A 16382-nucleotide genomic window follows, 5' to 3' on the forward strand; every position below is an offset into this window, starting at 1 on the left:
GGGCGCGTAACTCAGTTGGTTAGAGTGCCACCATGACATGGTGGAAGTCGTGGGTTCGAGTCCCTCCGCGCCTACCATGAGAATCGGTTCATTGATTTGAACACAAAATAGCCCGACCTCCAATTTTTGGAAGTCGGGCTTTTTTTGGTTCATCGTCGACTCGTGGGAGCGGACTCGTTGGACAGTGAATCACTGAGATGGAACAAAATCCCTCGTCCCGCTTTGCACCCGAATAAATTTGAAGAAAATTCGAACTTCTCAAGAGTGTGTTTTATGGAAATCGTTCGAGTCGAAAATATGGATGGCGAAATTTGTTACGGCTGCGAGGTCGGCAATCAAGTATTCCGCCTGAAAGGTGATCTATATGGCACGTTTTGTTGCTCGGAAGAGATATTGCAACCAGTGCGCCGTTTAGCGCCTGTTGAGCCGACGGCGATCTATGGGATTGGCCTGAATTATCGTGAGCATGCCGCAGAGATGGGGTCGCCTTTGCCGGAATACCCCGTGGTCTTTATGAAGAGTATCACTTCAGTGCAGAATCCCAGTGAGCCGATTCTACTGCCGCGTCACTTGCATAGCGATCAGGTCGACTACGAGTGTGAGTTGGCTGTGGTCATCGGGCGTGACTGTAAGAATGTGTCAGTTGAGGATGCGTTGGACTACGTGCTTGGCTATACCTGCGCAAACGATGTGAGCGCGCGCGACTGGCAGAAAGATAATGGCGGGGGGCAATGGGTGAAGGGCAAGAGCTTTGATACATTTTGTCCGTTGGGGCCGATTTTGGTGACTGCGGATCGCATCCCAAATCCACAGATTCTGCCGATTCGAACGATCTTGAATGGTCAAATTCGACAAGAATCCTTTACTGGAGACATGATTTTCACAGTGGCCGAGATGATCGCCTTTCTCAGTGGCAGCACGACTTTACAGGCAGGGACGGTAATTCTGACTGGCACGCCGCCAGGAGTCGGCGTAGCTGCGAATCCACCGAGATTCCTTAAGCCAGGCGACGAGGTCGTCGTGGAAATTACTGGAATTGGGCGCATTCAGAATCCTGTTGTGGCTGAGTAGAAAGTGATACAGGCATTCCTGCCTGTTTATGAGCGAGGGGACAGGCAGGGCGGAGGTCTGCCGTAGATGGCAGTAGCAATGCCTGTGTCACTTCGGTCGCACGTTGCTTTTAACTTGTATTAGCCTGTGTTATTGGGCATTGGATGTGCCTTTAAAATTAAAGACTTATGGAAGAAACACTTATTATCCTAAAACCCGACTGCATGGAAAAACGCATTGCTGGCGAGGTGATTACACGCTTTGAAAACGCTGGCTTCGAAATCGTCGCCTCTAAGGTGATGCAGCTCGACGGTCCGATTCTTCGTGAGCACTATGCACACGTTGCAGATCTTCCGTTCTTTCCAGAGATTGAGGCATTCATGAGTTCGCGCACCGTGATGCCGATGATTCTGAGTGGCGAAAACGTGATCGCTAAGGTGCGTGAGTTGCTTGGGCCGACAAATTCGAAAGAAGCGCCAAAGGGCACGATTCGCGGCGACTTGGGCACTGACATGATGCGTAATGTGGTGCATGCTTCGGATAGTCCTGAAGCTGCCGCAGCTGAAAAAGCACGTTTCTTTCCGGAGCTATAAAATATTGTGAAGGTTAAAACCGGACTTGGCCTAGATAGTCATCGCTTTGTTGAAGGCGATACGGACAAGCCGTTTATACTCGGGGGTGTCGTCTTTGACGATGCCCCTGCGTTGTCCGGTAATAGTGATGCAGATGTGATTCTGCATGCAGTGACGGATGCGATTAGCGGCGTCACTGGTGTGACCGTGATTGGTGCGGTCGCTGATAAGATGTGCCGTGAGGGCATTACGGATAGTAAAGCATATTTGGCAGTCGCGCTTGAGAGCTTGGGCGACTGGCAACTCACGCACGTCTCGATCGTGCTAGAGTGCTTGCGCCCTAAAATTGACCCGAAGGTGCCGGTGCTACGTGCATCGGTTGCTGCGTTACTAGGTCTGGAAGTCGCGGATGTGTGCATCACTGCAACGACTGGTGAACAGCTCAATGATGTCGGTCGCGGGTTCGGCATACATGCCAGTGTCGTGGTTACGGCGGTGGCTGAGTAGGCACTTCATTTTGGGAGGGACGACCTCCGCGTCGTAGCTGACAGTCTGCGTGGTATCAGCCACAAAAAAAGCGACCTTCAAAATAGAAGGCCGCTTGGTGTTAAGTTGGTTGTGAGTCTACGCGCTGTGTAGTGCGTTGCCGTCAACTGCGAGTGCGGCTTCCTTGATCGCTTCACTGATTGTTGGATGCGCGTGCACGGTGCGTGCGAGGTCTTCGGCGCTACCACCATATTCCATGTGAGCGACTGCGGAGGCAATGAGCTCCGAGGCGCCTTTGCCGATGACTTGCACGCCGAGGATGCGATCTGTTTTCTTGTCCGCAACGACCTTAGCAAAACCGTCAGTCGCATCGCTTGCAATGGCACGTCCGTTACCCGCGAAGTTGAATTTGCCAACCTTAGTTTCGTAGCCTTGTTCTTTCGCTGCGGCATCGCCGAGGCCGACGCTGGCGATTTCTGGGTCGGTGTAGATGACATTAGGAATGACGTCGTAATTGACGTGTCCAGCTTGTCCTGCGATGCGTTCAACACAGGCCACGGCTTCTTCCTCTGCCTTATGCGCAAGCATTGGGCCGGGGATGACGTCACCAATCGCATAGATTCCAGGAGCGGATGTCTTGAAGTGTGCATCCACTGGAATACGGCCTTTCTCGTCGGTTGTAATGCCGACTGTTTCGAGGCCAAGACGATCGGTGTATGGCTTGCGTCCAACAGCGACGAGCACCTTGTCGACTTCAAATTCAATCTCCTTGCCAGCTTTTTCAGCTGTAAGGATTTGCTTGCCCTTCGACTGTTTGATGCCGGTGACCTTCGTCTTGAGGTGGAAATTGAGACCCTGCTTCTTCAGCAGGCGTTCGGCCATTTTTGACACATCCTTATCGTAGGTCGGAGCGATGACTGGAAGGAATTCGATGACGTTGACCTCTGCGCCGAGACGCGCCCATACAGAACCAAGCTCTAGGCCGATGGCACCTGCGCCGATGACGGCTAGCTTTTCAGGGACTTCCTTGAAGGCAATGGCTCCAGTGCTGCTCACTACAGTTTCGCCGTCAAAGGGGAGGAACGGAAGTTCGATCGAAGTGGAACCTGTTGCGATGATGATGTGCTTCGCATGGAGCGTGGTGTCTTGCACGCGCACCTTGTTATCTCCGTCAAGAACACCGAGTCCGTTAAAGACTTGGATCTTATTGGCCTTCATCAAGTGCTGAATGCCTCCGCAGAGTTGGGCGACGGTTTTGTCCTTCTTCGCCATCAATTGCTCTATGCTGATAGAGAGGTTAGTCAGATCAATGCCGTGTGCTGCTGCGCCGTGACCAGCGAAGTGATACATCTCGGTGGAGTGTAGCAGTGCCTTGCTTGGAATGCAGCCGACGTTGAGACATGTGCCGCCGAGTGTCTTGCTTTTTTCGACAAGGGCAGTCTTGAGGCCGAGTTGAGCGCCGCGAATGGCTGCGACGTATCCGCCAGGGCCGGAGCCGATGACGACGAGATCGAAGTTGTTTTCAGACATGATATAAATTGCTAATGGCTAATGAATAATAGCGAATGATGATTGGCTAGATGCCGAAGAGTAGGCGACTTGGATCTTCGATCGCGTCCTTGATCTTATTCAAGAAGGTCACGGCTTCTTTGCCATCGATCAGGCGATGGTCGTAGCTGAGGGCGAGATACATCATTGGGCGAATGACGATTTCGCCATTCACGACGACTGCGCGCTCGGTGATATTATGCAGGCCGAGAATCGCTGGCTGTGGATAGTTGATGATTGGCGTGCTGAGCATCGACCCGTAAATGCCACCGTTGGAGATGGTGAAGACGCCGCCTTCGAGGTCGCTCATTTGGATCTTACCATCACGGGCTGCTTTCGCATAACCGATGATGTCTTGTTCGATTTCAGCGAAGCCCTTTTGGTCGCAGTCACGAATCGTTGGCACCATCAGTCCCTTGTCTGTGCCGACGGCTACGCCGATATCATAAAAGTGCTGTGTGACGATTTCGTTGCCTTCGATGCGTGCGTTGACAGCGGGCACTGCCTGTAGGGCATGTGTGACTGCCTTCGTGAAGAAGGACATGAAGCCAAGCTTGATGCCGTGGCGCTCAACGAATTTCTCCTGATGCTGCTTGCGCAACTTCATGACGGAGCTCATGTCGACTTCGTTAAAGGTAGTGAGTAATGCGCACTCTTGTGTCGCAGTCACGAGGCGCTCTGCGATCTTGCGACGCAGCGGGCTCATCTTCTTGCGAGTTTCGCGTGTCGCTGGATCAACGGCGACTGGAGCCGCTTTGGGTGCAGCGGGCGTTGGAGTGGCTGCTGCCGTAGCAGGTGCCGCTGCTGCAGATAAGATGTCGGATTTCGTGACGCGTCCGTCTTTACCAGAGCCAGTGATGGCAGCGGTGTTGACGCCCGTTTCTTCAGCCGCCTTGCGGGCAGCGGGGGAGAGTGGGTGCTGTGTGCCAGAGGTTGCTGGAGCGGTCGCTTCAACTTCTGCGGCCGCAGGTGCGGACGCTTCTGTGGCAGGGGCTGCCTCACTGCCACCTGCGGGTGCTGTGGCGCTTTCGTCGATTGTCGCGACGACTTGGCCGATGTCGACTTCGTCATCCACTGCAACTTGCAGTGTAATAACGCCAGCGACTTCAGCGTTCGCCTCAGAGGTGATCTTGTCGGTTTCCAGTTCGAAGATCGCCTGACCTTCTGTGACGTAGTCGCCGTCTTTTACATGCCAAGCGGCGAGGATGCCGCTGCTGATGGATTCGCCCATCGCGGGGATTTTAACTTCAGTAGCCATAATGTGAGTGAGAACGTTTTATAAAATTGAAAGGTTTGGAGGAGTTGTGAGCGTTAAGCGCCGAATGCTTCTTTAACGAGCTTGGCTTGTTCGCGTTTGTGTAAGGCGAGCGAACCAACGGCAGGGCTGGCTGCTTCGTCGCGGCCGGCATAACGTGGCATCTGCTCGATGCTTTCCATAAGGCGCGGTGCGATGAATGTCCAACCACCCATATTTTTGGGCTCTTCTTGGCACCATACGATGTCTTTGGCCTTCGGGTAATTTGCGGTGATTCGTTTGAGTAGTTCGGTGTTGAGCGGGTAGAATTGCTCGATGCGAACGATCGCGGTGTCCTTGATGTCATTTGCATCGCGATGAGCGATTAGGTCGTAGTAGACCTTGCCAGAGCAAAATACGATACTCTTGGCGGTTTTCTTTGCTACGGTCTCATCGTCGAGAATCGACCAGAATTCGTTGTCGGTAAAGTGCTCCACTTTAGAGACGCAGTCCTTATGGCGCAGCAGGCTCTTAGGAGCCATGATGATCAATGGCTTCTTAAATTCGCGCTTCATTTGGCGACGCAGCACGTGGAAATATTGTGCGGGAGTCGTCAAGTTGCAGACTTGGATGTTGTTCTCTGCGCAGGCTTGAAGGAAGCGTTCGAGGCGAGCGGAAGAGTGCTCCGGTCCCTGGCCTTCGTAGCCGTGCGGTAGCAGCATGACGAGTCCGCTGAGGCGTCCCCACTTGGACTCGCTGCATGTCAGGAATTGGTCGATGATTACCTGCGCTCCGTTAACGAAGTCGCCAAATTGCGCCTCCCACATGGAGAGCATTTGCGGGTAGTCGAGCGAGTAGCCGTAGTCGAAGCCCAGGACGGCAGCCTCAGATAGGAGCGAGTTATGCACGCAGAACTGCGCTTGTCCTTCTTTTAAGTCGAGGAGTGGCACGTAGCGTTCGCGTGTTTCATTATCGTAAAGCACAGAGTGGCGGTGACTGAAGGTGCCGCGTTCACTGTCTTGGCCGCTCAAGCGGACGGGAGTGCCATCCATTAACAAGCTACCAAATGCAAGTGCTTCGCCCATGCCCCAGTCGATGCCGCTGTCGGCATTGAAGGCCTTGAGCTTGGTGTTGAGCTGGCGGATGATCTTTTTGTTTGCGTTGAAGCCTTCGGGGAATTGCACCATGCGCTCGGCAATGTGCTTGAGCTGTGCCTTGGGCACACGGGTGTCGAAGCCCTTGAAGTTGTAAGGCGGTTGCTGCTTAGCGGTCGACTCGGAAAGTAGGTCGCCCTTGAGGCTTTCTTCCTTCTTCGCAATTTCATAGGCAGCTTCGAGGCGTGCGTGGTAGTTCGACTCAATCGTGTCGATCTCCTCACGCGTGAACTCTCCAGATGCGACCAAACGATCACCTAGTGCACGGCCAATCGGCTGCATACTAGAGATCTTCTTGTAAAGTGTCGGTTGAGTGAATGCCGGCTCATCGGACTCATTGTGTCCGTGTTTACGCCAGCAATACATATCGATTACCACATCACTGCCAAAGGTTTGACGGTAGTCGAATGCAGCTTCGATCGCGGCAATTGTAGCGAGCGGATCGTTGCCATTCACGTGGAAAATGGGTGCATCTACGATTTTAGCAACGTCCGTGCAGTAGCGACTCGAGCGCGCTTCATCGGGGCCAGTTGTGAAACCAATCTGGTTATTCACAACGAGGTGGATCGTGCCGCCAGTGCGGTAGCCTGGTAGTTGTGAGAAGTTAAAGACTTCGGAAACGACGCCCTGACCTGCGATGGCTGCGTCACCATGGATCAATACCGGTAGCACACGCTTACGCTCAGTGTCGCCGATAATACGCTGACGTGCGCGAGCCTTGCCTTCAACTACAGGGTCAACTGCTTCGAGGTGACTCGGGTTAGCAGCCAAGCGGATTTCGACAGGGTGGCCTTCGCTCGTCTTGCGCTTAGTTTCGAAGCCGAGGTGATATTTTACGTCGCCGTCGCCATGTATGGTGTCGGGGATGTAGTTCTCCGAGAATTCGCGGAAGATGTATTCGAAGGACTTGCCTAGGAAGTTAGCCAACACATTGAGACGGCCACGGTGAGCCATGCCCATTACGATTTCATCCACATTGTTCTGTCCGCAACGTTCAAAAATACTCTCTAAGCAAGCAATCAGAGTTTCACCGCCTTCGAGTGAGAAACGCTTCTGGCCAACGTAGCGTGTCTGTAGGAAATTCTCAAAGTCCTCCGCCTGCATGATCGTGCGGACGATGCGCTCCTTTTCCTCCTTGGAGAAGCTGGGGATGAAGCATTCTGGCTCGATGCGCGCCTGTAACCAGCGGCGTCGGGGCGTTTCCTGAATATGAATATACTCAAAGCCGACGGTGTGGCAGTAAGTCTTATCTAGGCGTTCAAGCAACTCGCGTGCAGTCATTTCGACTCCGTTCAAATAGTTACCTGTATGAAATACAGTATCCAGATCCGCTTCATCCAGTCCCAGGCGCTCAAGCGTGAGGCGAGGGTTCATCGGCGCCTCCTTCGTCAATGGATTGAACTTAGCGATCGTATGCCCGATCGAGCGGTAGGCGTAGATCGCGCCGATCAGTCGTGACTGCTTGCTAGCAATCGTATCTGATGCGGAATAGTCGGCCGTCGTAGCCGAAGTTTTGCTACCACTGCTTTGGGCGAGTTCGAAGCCTTCAAAGAAGGCGCGCCACTCGGGAGTGAGGGAGGCAGGGCTGGATAGCCAAGTCTCGTAGTTCTGGTCGATCAGGTCTGCGTTCCAACGGCTGGCAATTGTAGAGTGCTTCATAGCGTCTTTTGATGGGATAAAGATTAGAACCTAGGAATTAGCTATTAGCGTTACAAATCTTAAAACTTAATTGTCGGGGTTATTTGAAATGCTAATACTGAAATAACTTGATGCCACGGATTTTGTCTTGAGGTAAAGCTATTGTGCTTGATTTACAGCTTCATTCCTTATGGGCTTGCCCCTGTTGTAGAGGGCTTATGAGTATATCTATTATGGATCAAGATAGGCTTAAGTTAGATTTACAATACATCACGTTGGCATGCGAGTTACCTGAAGCTGAGAGCCTTGGGGCTGTGCTCGCTCGACTGGATGCCTATGCGAAAACTCCCGATCTGCCAGATCGCTTACTCCACTATTTGACAAAGCGCAGTTATGCCAAGGCATTGAACTGGCTCGATAATCCAGATACGCCGCACCACCCATGAGCAAACGATCAAAACATAAAATTTCGACCGACAGCGCGGATAGTTCGTTCGCAAGCAACCCGTTTGGCGCACTAGATACAGGAGGCTTACCCAGCGGCCCGACGCAGGAGCAAATGCGTCCGAAACGCGCGGACAAGAAGCCTAAGTCTAAAGGGCGCGTCGAAGTGCGCCGCGAAAAAGCGGGTCGTGGTGGCAAGACCGTGACGACTTTGAAAGAGTTTTCCACAAATGTGCCACTCAAAGAGCTAGAGGCGATGGCCTTTAAGTTGAAGAAGACTTGCGCATGTGGTGGAGCTTTAAAGGGGAGGGCGATTGAACTGCAGGGAGATGTGTGCGATCGGGTGATGGGTGAACTCGAAAAACTCGGCTATAAACCAGTTCGCGCTGGCGGGTAGTTCGGTGTGCGTTTTTTTGTCACTGATTGCAGTCAATGTATCAATTCGACGGATACGATGGATTAATCCAGTGGCGAGACGGTTTTGCACTTTTTCATTTAAAAAAAGCCGTCATAGTGCATTTGCAAGGCAATCATTATCAACGCCTTGTAAAAATATAAGAATAATCAAGTGAAGCGCGCTTCTACGCTTGTCATCCGATCGAAGTGACTGTGTTAACTAAGGAGTATCCCCAATACATCCTAGTTAACCCCTATCTTATTCTATGCCAGTATATTCTTCTGGGACTCCTTGGGCATACCTGCCTCGCGTTTTTACCATTAGCGCTTTTAGTTTCTTTTGTGCCGCCACGGCATTTGCGGTTTTACCGACTCCCAAGCACGCTTGGGATTTTACAAATGGCTCGGGAGCCGATTCAGGGTCGATCGGCACCACGGATCTAATTATCTCGCAGGCGTCTAAAGTCGCTGACCGTGATGGCAACGCGAATGCGGCACTCGATTTTGATGGAATCAATGACGATGCAGTGACCAGTAGTAATAACCTGATCTATAATCCACATGCGGATGCTGGGGGCTCTGGTAAAGTCTCGATTTCTGGCTGGTTCAAGATGGATCCGTCCTACGTCGGCTCAGGCACTGACCAGCTCTTTAGTATCGAGAAGAAGTATGTGCTCTCATATGCCGACGGAGCCTTTCAGCCATATTTTGATGGTTCTGCAGGGCTGGACTCCTATGGCGAAGGTTATAATGACGGCGCATGGCACCACTTTGTCATGCAAAATGACGGACTACAGACGCAGTTTTACCTAGACGGTTCATTGGTCGTTTCATTTAGCGAGGCGATGTCAAATTTGGATAGTTTGAGTAAGAAATCAGGCTTTGGTGCTGATTTTCGCGGACGTGCTAGGCATTTTGAAGGTTCACTGGATGATCTTCAATATTTCGATGTGATACTGACGTCAGCGCAAATCCGTGAGCTTGCTGGTTTGTCGACACTGCCACCAGTTGCTCAAAATGACATTTATCTAATCGTTGAAAATCAAGCACGTTCAATCTCTGCCCCTGGTGTGCTTCAGAATGACTACGATGCGGATGGTGATGCCTTGGTCGCTACACTCGTTACAGAGCCGTCTTCAGGCACATTAACCTTCGATGCGGATGGCTCTTTCGATTATACTCCCGCGACTGATTTCACTGGCGATGTATCATTTACATATAAAGCTGATGAATCGACATCGAGTGACTTATACTCATCGAATGTCGTGACTGTCACATTGCAAGTCGTCGCTGAAAGCCAGGTCTTGACGAGTGCTGAAGTGGCTCAGATTAACACCGACTTAGATCTTTCGCTTAGTGGACCACTGGATGCTCGAGCCCTCGATCTGGCGGCCATTGTTAAACCGCAAGGTAGCGGAGCATGGCGCACGGATGCAGAGGCTCGTATTGAATCCAGTCGAAAGTCGGACCTGACGGTCGAAGTCGTAGATGCATTGGGCAATCCAATTCAGGGCGCGACGGTTACCGTGAATCAAAGCAACAGTGCCTTTAAGTTTAGCGGTTCGGTCAAAGCGTTTGACGTGAATAATGGCAAAAATAACTTTACAGGCACATTGACGACGGCGCTTTGGAAGTCCCGTGCACTTGCGCTGTTTAATGCGCTTGGCACAAACAATGCACTCAAGCCCAAGCTGGATCAGTCGAATAGTTCGGCAAGTGCCGCAGTTGATTTGATTAATTGGACTGAAGCCGAGAATATTCCGGTGCGTGGGCATACCGCAATGTGGCCAGGCACAGCCAGCCTCGCGGATGTGGATGACTTGGGTTTTGACCCGACTGATTCTACTGATGTTGATTGGGATCAAGATGCCTATGATTCGTTGATGAATCATTTGTCTCCCTATGTTCGCAACAAAGTCGAAGAATACATTGCCGCACGCCAAGGGGGAGGGGACTTGACTGCAGCTCGAGCCGCGGTGAAGGCTGCTGCAAATACTGAGGTTCAAAACTGGGTCTCCAATAGTCCTGGAGGATTGCAGTATTACAAGACTCCGGAACATCGCACCAGTAGCACGTTAACGACGCAGACGAGCCATGCAAAAGGTTGGAATGTCTATGAGTGGGACGTGATCAATGAAACCATTACCAACACATTGCTGATGGAGATCATCGACGATCCTGCGACAACAGCAGTCGATGAAGGCATGCAATGTATGGCTCAATGGATGAACACCGCACGTGCGGCAATGGATGCGTGGAATCCATCTGCAAAACTATTGATCAACGATTATCAAATCATATCCGCAAAATCCTCAAGTCTTGTGCCCGATAGTAATGGCACGAGCTATGCAACGCGTTCGACGATTCTGAAAGAACGACTGGACCAGGTCATTAACGATGGTGGCGCGCTGGAGTCGATTGGCTTCCAGAGTCGTTTTAAATTCGAGCACCCAGATCCTACGACACTCTATTCTCGTTTGGTAGATTTTGGTAATGAATACAACCTCCCGATGTGTGGCACTGAATTTGAAATTTGGGATGGTGGGCGTTTAGATGATGCGTCCAATAAGAATTTCACTGAGTTCGAACGTGCGCAAATGACTGAAGAGATCTTAACCACATATTTCAGTCATCCGTTAGTGTATGGTTTGACTGTGTGGTCCTTCGCTGGTGATCCCAGCGAACCGCAATTCATGATGGGCTATGATGGCTCGCTGAATCTAAACGCATTGGCATGGTATTATTTACATCGTATACGCTACACTTCGCAGAACGTTAGCGATGTCAGCGATGCCAATGGAGCCGCGACGCTGCGAGGCTTTCATGGTGAGTATGATGTATCCGTTTCTTATGCTGGCAGCACCGGCCATGCATTGACTACTACACTGACAGCAGATGGCACCATTCAGGTGCAATTGTCAGATGTCAGTTTGGCTCCGTTTGAGCCAACCGCGAATGGAATCACATTAGAAGATTGGCAGTTTGATGACCTGGTCGACACCCAACTCAAAGACACTCACAATGCTGCGAGTAACACGGCATTCAACGGATTCACTCCAAACATAGTGACTGATGGAGATGGCTCAATTGTCGTGACGTCCGGTTCCGATCAATACAAAACCTCTGGTAGCTTAAGCATCGGCTCTAGGACGACGGGGCGCTACGAGTTGCTTGCACATATTGACACTCTCGATTTCTCTGAGGCGGATGATACGGGTGCGAGTGTTGGGTTCAGCTTTCGTGATTCCTCGATTTCAACATCAGGTTTCCAAGATATTTTCTATATACGTCTGATCAAGCAAGGCGGTAGCCTGTTGTTGCAGGCTCGAGTTGATAATGCCAATACGACATTAAATAACTTTGGTGCGACTGCGTTGAGCAACTCATTAACGATTCGATCGGTGATCAATCTGGATACTGGCACCGCTGAAGTTTTCTTTGCCTCAGGCGCTGCAGATGAAGTATCTGCTGGTGTCGTCAATCTAGCGTCACAGGCCAAGGTCTGGGATCAAGTCCGATTGGTGGCGACGGCAAGCGAGTTCACTGGTGCGGATTTCGCTAAGATAAATCTAGTTACTATTTCTGAGCTGCCGACGCTATATGCCACGAGTAGTCTACTCGAAGAGTGGAACTTCGAGGGCGCTGCGGACGTCCAACTTCAGGGCGCTCTTAACAGTGCCGGCACTGCGGCATTCGGTGGTGCGACTGCAAATGCGACTACGAATGGTTCAGGCTTACTTCATATTACTCAGGGGGCCGATGCCACCGATAATCTTTATCGAAATGGAGGCAATTTGACTGTCGGCGCACGGTCGTCGGGGATTTACGAAATACAGTTTCGCATAGATACGATCGACTTTTCGGGAGGTGATCTGGGGGGCTCAAATGTAGCCTTTGGTATGCGTGACTCCTCGATCACAACAGGTGGTTTTCAAGATGTTATACTGATTCGCCTACAAGAAGTAAGTAGTAAAATACAGTTACAGGCACGTCTGGATAATTCGACGAGCGTGTTGCATACCTTTAGCTCGAATGTGGTGAATGATCTAGTGGTGCGTGTTGTCATCGATTTGGATAATGACACTGCAGACATCTATTATGCTTTAGCGAGTGTTGACGAAGTTGCGGTTGCCTCCGATTTGCCTCTGGGATCACTCGCTACGACATGGGATCTGTTGCGTTTTATCTCGACTACCAACACCACTGATTGGGGGCAGACTGATTACGCGACGGTCGATTACCTACGCGTCTCAAAGGTCGATCTCGGTAACTACGATGAGTGGTCTTCCGCTGTTACTTGGAGCGGTGAGACTCAAACACATCGTGAGGATGACCCTGATGGCGATGGCGTTAATAACTTCATGGAATATGCATTAGGTGGTAATCCATTGCTTGCAGACTCCCATTCGAACCGTCCGATATTATCAGTCAATGCGGGTGTCCCATATCTTGATTTTCAATTGGGCACAGACCCAGTCGATGTGGAGTATCGCGTCGAGCATTCGTATGATCTCGTAGATTGGAGCTCAATAACTCCCACCATTGTGACGGGTATGCCCGGTGATACCGTTTCGGTTGATATTTCGGACGTTGCGAGTAAGCGTTTTAGCCGACTGACGGTCCGACCTAAGTTGCAACCGTAACAGGATGAGCCATCGCTTGGGGCTCTGTCGTTGCCAGCCCAGCCAGTCGTCCGCCGGTTCATGTTGCCCGAAAGTTATAACCGCCAGTGATGCCATCGATGGCGAGGCACCCGTCGGCGAAGTAGAGGTTCGGGATGCGCTTACTCTCAATGCGTTTGAAGTTAATTGCCTTTAGACTGTCACCTCTGCAGGTGACGAACTCGTCTTTCTTGCGGGCGTTTACATTCATTTGACTACAGCAAGCCCTTTTCACGCTGCTCCATTAACCACTCACCGGGGGTTCGAATGGCAATGCCATAGAATTGGGGTCCTAGTCTATCATGGAAGTCGGTTCGGTCTAGAGTGAGTAGTGCATCTGGCTTACATGCCAGTGCGCTGATCAAGACGGGGCGATCCTTAGCTTTTTCAAATACAATGATGTCGTCTGCGGTGAGGGCATTGAGTTGCCAGACTCAATGAGTCTATCTAAGCGTTTTTCGAAGTAAACCTGAGCATTTTCGCCAAGTTTGCTCAAGTTGCGGAAAGTTTCTTCTCAGCAGTAGTGGGCGCTGATGAGGTTCCAGTCATCATCAATCGCGATTCGAGAATGAAACGACTGGCTCCTTTGTCCGAGCCCACAGGCTGAAAGAAGCACACTTGTGTCCAGAATGAGATCCACTACTTGCGTTTCTGAGTGCTGCGAAAAGCAGTCATTTCTTTTTCGTCTTCTTTGATCCAGCTCCGAAGCGTTGATTTTGGAATGTCTCGAACGGGAATTGCGGCGGCTGGCTCCAGGTAGAGTTTTCCGTCGCGCTCTTCAACCAGAAGCATGGGATTCTGTAATTGGTCGACTCCGAGGCGTTTCCGCATCTCAGGTGGTATTGTAACGGTGCCGCGCTTGCTGATAGGAATTGCTATGGCCATGCTGCAATACTGAAAAGTCAAGACGTTCAGGCTTCAATGCTATTCAGTCATGGCGAGTCCCGCAAGGCGTCCACCGGTCCAAGCGGCTTGAAAGTTAAAGCCCCCTGTGATGCCGTCGATGTCGAGGCACTCGCCGGCGAAGTAAAGGCCGGGCACTTTACGGCTCTCCATGGTGCGGAAGTCGACTTCTTTGAGGCGCACGCCCCCGCAGGTGACGAATTCATCTTTGTTGGTCGTCTTGCCTTGAATGCTAAATTTTGCGGCGATCAGTTCGGTGATGAGCTTCGATTCAATCTTTTTAGAGAGCTGTGACCATGGGGTGTCTTCGGCGATGCCGGCGGATTCGACGATGCGCTCCCAGAGGCGGCGGGGGATGGCTTCAAATACCTTACTACGCACTAGTGTGCGGCCGTTGTGCTTGCGCAGCTTGTCGAATTGTTCGCGCACTTGGTTTTCAGTTTGGTCACCAAGCCAATTGATTGCGATGTCGAAATGATACTTCTGCTCCTGTAGGCTGCGTGCCTCCCATGCGGAGAGTCGGAGGATCGCGGGGCCGCTGAAGCCGCGGTGTGTGATGAGAATGGGGCCGGTTTGCGGTTTGGCCTTTTTTTTCTTCGTTGCTCCGTTGTCGGTGACGACTGAGACGCTGGCATTTTGCACGGACAGACCTGAAAGGCCGTGCGTGCGACTGTCGGCGACGTTGAAGGCAAAGAGGGAGGGTGCGAGTGGTTCAATCGTATGGCCGAGAGCTTCGATTGCGCGGGTGAGTGGTGAGGCCTTGAGTGAACCGGTGGCGATGCACACGCTTTCAGCCGACACTTGCGTGTCGTCTGAAAAGTGAAGAGTGAAGAGGGGCGAGTGAGATGTGGACTTTTCCTCAAGGCTCAAGGACTTGAGGCCCACTCCTTTGCGGAGCTGCACTCCGGCTTTGCGAGCTGCTTCATGGAAACAATCGATGATTGTTTGTGAGTCGTCGGTGTCGGGAAACATGCGGCCGTCGCCTTCGGTCTTGAGGGTGACGCCTCGCTCGGCGAACCAGTGGATGGTGTCTTGCGGTTGCCAGCGGTGAAAGGCGCCGCGTAGTTCGCGGGCGCCGCGTGGGTAGTGGGTGGCTAATTTCGCTGGGTCGAAGCAACTATGAGTGACGTTGCAACGGCCACCGCCAGAGATCTTAACCTTACTGAGTGTTTGCTGGCTGCGCTCGTAAATTGTGACCTGAGCTGTAGGGTCGGCCTCGGCCGCTGTAATCGCGGCAAAGAAACCGCCTGCGCCACCGCCGATGATGGCGATATGCTTGGGTGTGTGAGATGCGTCGTTGGAGGTCGTCATAGCGATCTCCTAGCCTTGGCGTATGGCTGAGTGGCAGACAATACTAGAATGTCGGATTATGACGGTGGCAGCTTCCTTGAAGTAACTGACCGCCTGTGGCCGCACGCGACCACTAGCGAAATCGGTCAGGCTGCGAAAGCAACCTAACTACGAATCACAGTGGCTTGCATCCTTTTTTCGCTTCGACGGCGGCGAGGATCATTTCTACGACGGCTTCGTCGCTGTAGTGATCTGTGTTGATGACGAGATCGTATTGTGTGGGGTCATCGATCTCGGAATTGAAGTGGTGCTTCATATAGCGATGGCGCGCGTGGTCTTCGTCTTTGATGTAGTGCTTCGCGTCATCGACTGATTTGCCATATACAGTTACCATTTGTTGCATGCGTCGGGCATGACTGCCGACGAAACGAACACGTGTGACATTTGAGAGACCTTCGGCGATTTTGTTGCCTCCACGCCCGACGAGGATGCAATGGCCAACGCTGCAGAGTCGCATCATGGTTTGCGTGGTGTGCTCAAAGAGTGTCCAGAGTGAGGGGTGGCGGCCTAAGATCTCGTTTACGGTGCTGCTGTATTCGTTGACCGTGTCTTCTGGCATGAACTTTGCCAAACTTTTGGGGAGGTCGTGGTCCTCGAGCACTTTCTCGACTAAGGTTTCGTCGAAAAAAGTCCATGGCACGGCATCTTTGGGTGAGTCTGCGCGTAATCGATTTTTGAGCTTTTTACCGATACTGCGGCCGCGTGCACCAGACTGGCGTGAGATGGTGATGGCTGAGGGGACGTGGGTATCTTTGGGGATGGGGTGCTCTTGCACTAGTGCTGCAACATAGCTGCAGCACTCGTTGAATGTGGCTGTATCACTCATGTCTTTTCTTTCTATTTTGGGGTTATTTTAGCAGACAGCCCCCAAGCTTGAGAGCTTGTAAATACAATAAACGGTTGGCCGAGTTTTGCAATCCTGATTTACGAGTGACCTTTCAAGTGG

At 51.7% G+C, this 16382-nt stretch carries 13 protein-coding genes and 1 tRNA gene; 7 read left to right on the forward strand and 7 right to left on the reverse strand.

What is annotated here, in order from left to right; all coding sequences use genetic code 11:
* From GZZ87_RS12470 to ispF, 4 genes are all read left to right on the forward strand, one after another.
* A tRNA-Val gene (locus GZZ87_RS12470) sits at positions 1 to 77 on the forward strand.
* Positions 78 to 273: 196 nt separating this feature from the next.
* Complete coding sequence (locus GZZ87_RS12475) at positions 274 to 1071, forward strand: fumarylacetoacetate hydrolase family protein (protein ID WP_162025026.1); 798 nt, start codon at positions 274 to 276, stop codon at positions 1069 to 1071.
* 167 nt (positions 1072 to 1238) lie between these two features.
* Entirely contained in the window at positions 1239 to 1643 is a 405-nt protein-coding gene (locus GZZ87_RS12480; RefSeq protein WP_162025025.1) for a nucleoside-diphosphate kinase, read from the forward strand.
* A 6-nt stretch (positions 1644 to 1649) separates the two neighbouring features.
* Entirely contained in the window at positions 1650 to 2129 is a 480-nt protein-coding gene (gene ispF, locus GZZ87_RS12485) for a 2-C-methyl-D-erythritol 2,4-cyclodiphosphate synthase (RefSeq protein WP_162025024.1), read from the forward strand.
* 117 nt (positions 2130 to 2246) lie between these two features.
* On the opposite strand, the gene lpdA is transcribed toward ispF, so the two are convergent.
* From lpdA to GZZ87_RS12500, 3 genes are read right to left on the reverse strand one after another with little or no spacing between them, the layout of a single operon-like run.
* Entirely contained in the window at positions 2247 to 3638 is a 1392-nt protein-coding gene (lpdA, locus tag GZZ87_RS12490; RefSeq protein ID WP_162025023.1) for a dihydrolipoyl dehydrogenase, read from the reverse strand.
* A gap of 46 nt (positions 3639 to 3684) precedes the next feature.
* Complete coding sequence (gene odhB / locus GZZ87_RS12495; RefSeq protein ID WP_162025022.1) at positions 3685 to 4914, reverse strand: 2-oxoglutarate dehydrogenase complex dihydrolipoyllysine-residue succinyltransferase; 1230 nt, start codon at positions 4912 to 4914, stop codon at positions 3685 to 3687.
* 53 nt (positions 4915 to 4967) lie between these two features.
* The gene (locus tag GZZ87_RS12500) at positions 4968 to 7703 is read right to left on the reverse strand and encodes a 2-oxoglutarate dehydrogenase E1 component (protein WP_162025021.1); all 2736 of its coding nucleotides are present in this window, start codon (positions 7701 to 7703) and stop codon (positions 4968 to 4970) included.
* Positions 7704 to 7900: 197 nt separating this feature from the next.
* Between GZZ87_RS12500 and GZZ87_RS12505 the strand changes: the two genes are divergently transcribed.
* From GZZ87_RS12505 to GZZ87_RS12515, 3 genes are all read left to right on the forward strand, one after another.
* Positions 7901 to 8128: a hypothetical protein gene (locus tag GZZ87_RS12505; RefSeq protein ID WP_162051268.1), complete on the forward strand. Its 228-nt coding sequence runs from the start codon at positions 7901 to 7903 to the stop codon at positions 8126 to 8128.
* Complete coding sequence (locus tag GZZ87_RS12510) at positions 8125 to 8523, forward strand: translation initiation factor (protein WP_162025019.1); 399 nt, start codon at positions 8125 to 8127, stop codon at positions 8521 to 8523. Before GZZ87_RS12505 ends, GZZ87_RS12510 begins: the two co-directional genes overlap by 4 nt.
* Positions 8524 to 8788: 265 nt before the next feature.
* Positions 8789 to 13165: an Ig-like domain-containing protein gene (locus GZZ87_RS12515; RefSeq protein WP_162025018.1), complete on the forward strand. Its 4377-nt coding sequence runs from the start codon at positions 8789 to 8791 to the stop codon at positions 13163 to 13165.
* A gap of 58 nt (positions 13166 to 13223) precedes the next feature.
* Here GZZ87_RS12515 and GZZ87_RS12520 read toward each other — a convergent pair whose 3' ends face one another.
* The 4 genes from GZZ87_RS12520 to GZZ87_RS12535 form a co-directional block, all read right to left on the reverse strand.
* Positions 13224 to 13394, reverse strand: coding sequence for an NAD(P)/FAD-dependent oxidoreductase (locus tag GZZ87_RS12520; RefSeq protein WP_162025017.1), 171 nt, complete (start codon positions 13392 to 13394; stop codon positions 13224 to 13226).
* A 428-nt stretch (positions 13395 to 13822) separates the two neighbouring features.
* The gene (locus GZZ87_RS12525; protein ID WP_162025016.1) at positions 13823 to 14068 is read right to left on the reverse strand and encodes an AbrB/MazE/SpoVT family DNA-binding domain-containing protein; all 246 of its coding nucleotides are present in this window, start codon (positions 14066 to 14068) and stop codon (positions 13823 to 13825) included.
* Positions 14069 to 14107: 39 nt separating this feature from the next.
* Positions 14108 to 15397, reverse strand: coding sequence for an NAD(P)/FAD-dependent oxidoreductase (locus tag GZZ87_RS12530; RefSeq protein ID WP_162025015.1), 1290 nt, complete (start codon positions 15395 to 15397; stop codon positions 14108 to 14110).
* A 154-nt stretch (positions 15398 to 15551) separates the two neighbouring features.
* Positions 15552 to 16262 carry a cytidylate kinase-like family protein gene (locus GZZ87_RS12535; protein WP_162025014.1) on the reverse strand — a complete coding sequence of 237 codons (711 nt, stop codon included), beginning with the start codon at positions 16260 to 16262 and terminating at the stop codon, positions 15552 to 15554.
* Positions 16263 to 16382: the final 120 nt, after the last annotated feature.

The organism is Lentimonas sp. CC4, assembly GCF_902728235.1.
GTDB lineage: Bacteria > Verrucomicrobiota > Verrucomicrobiia > Opitutales > Coraliomargaritaceae > Lentimonas.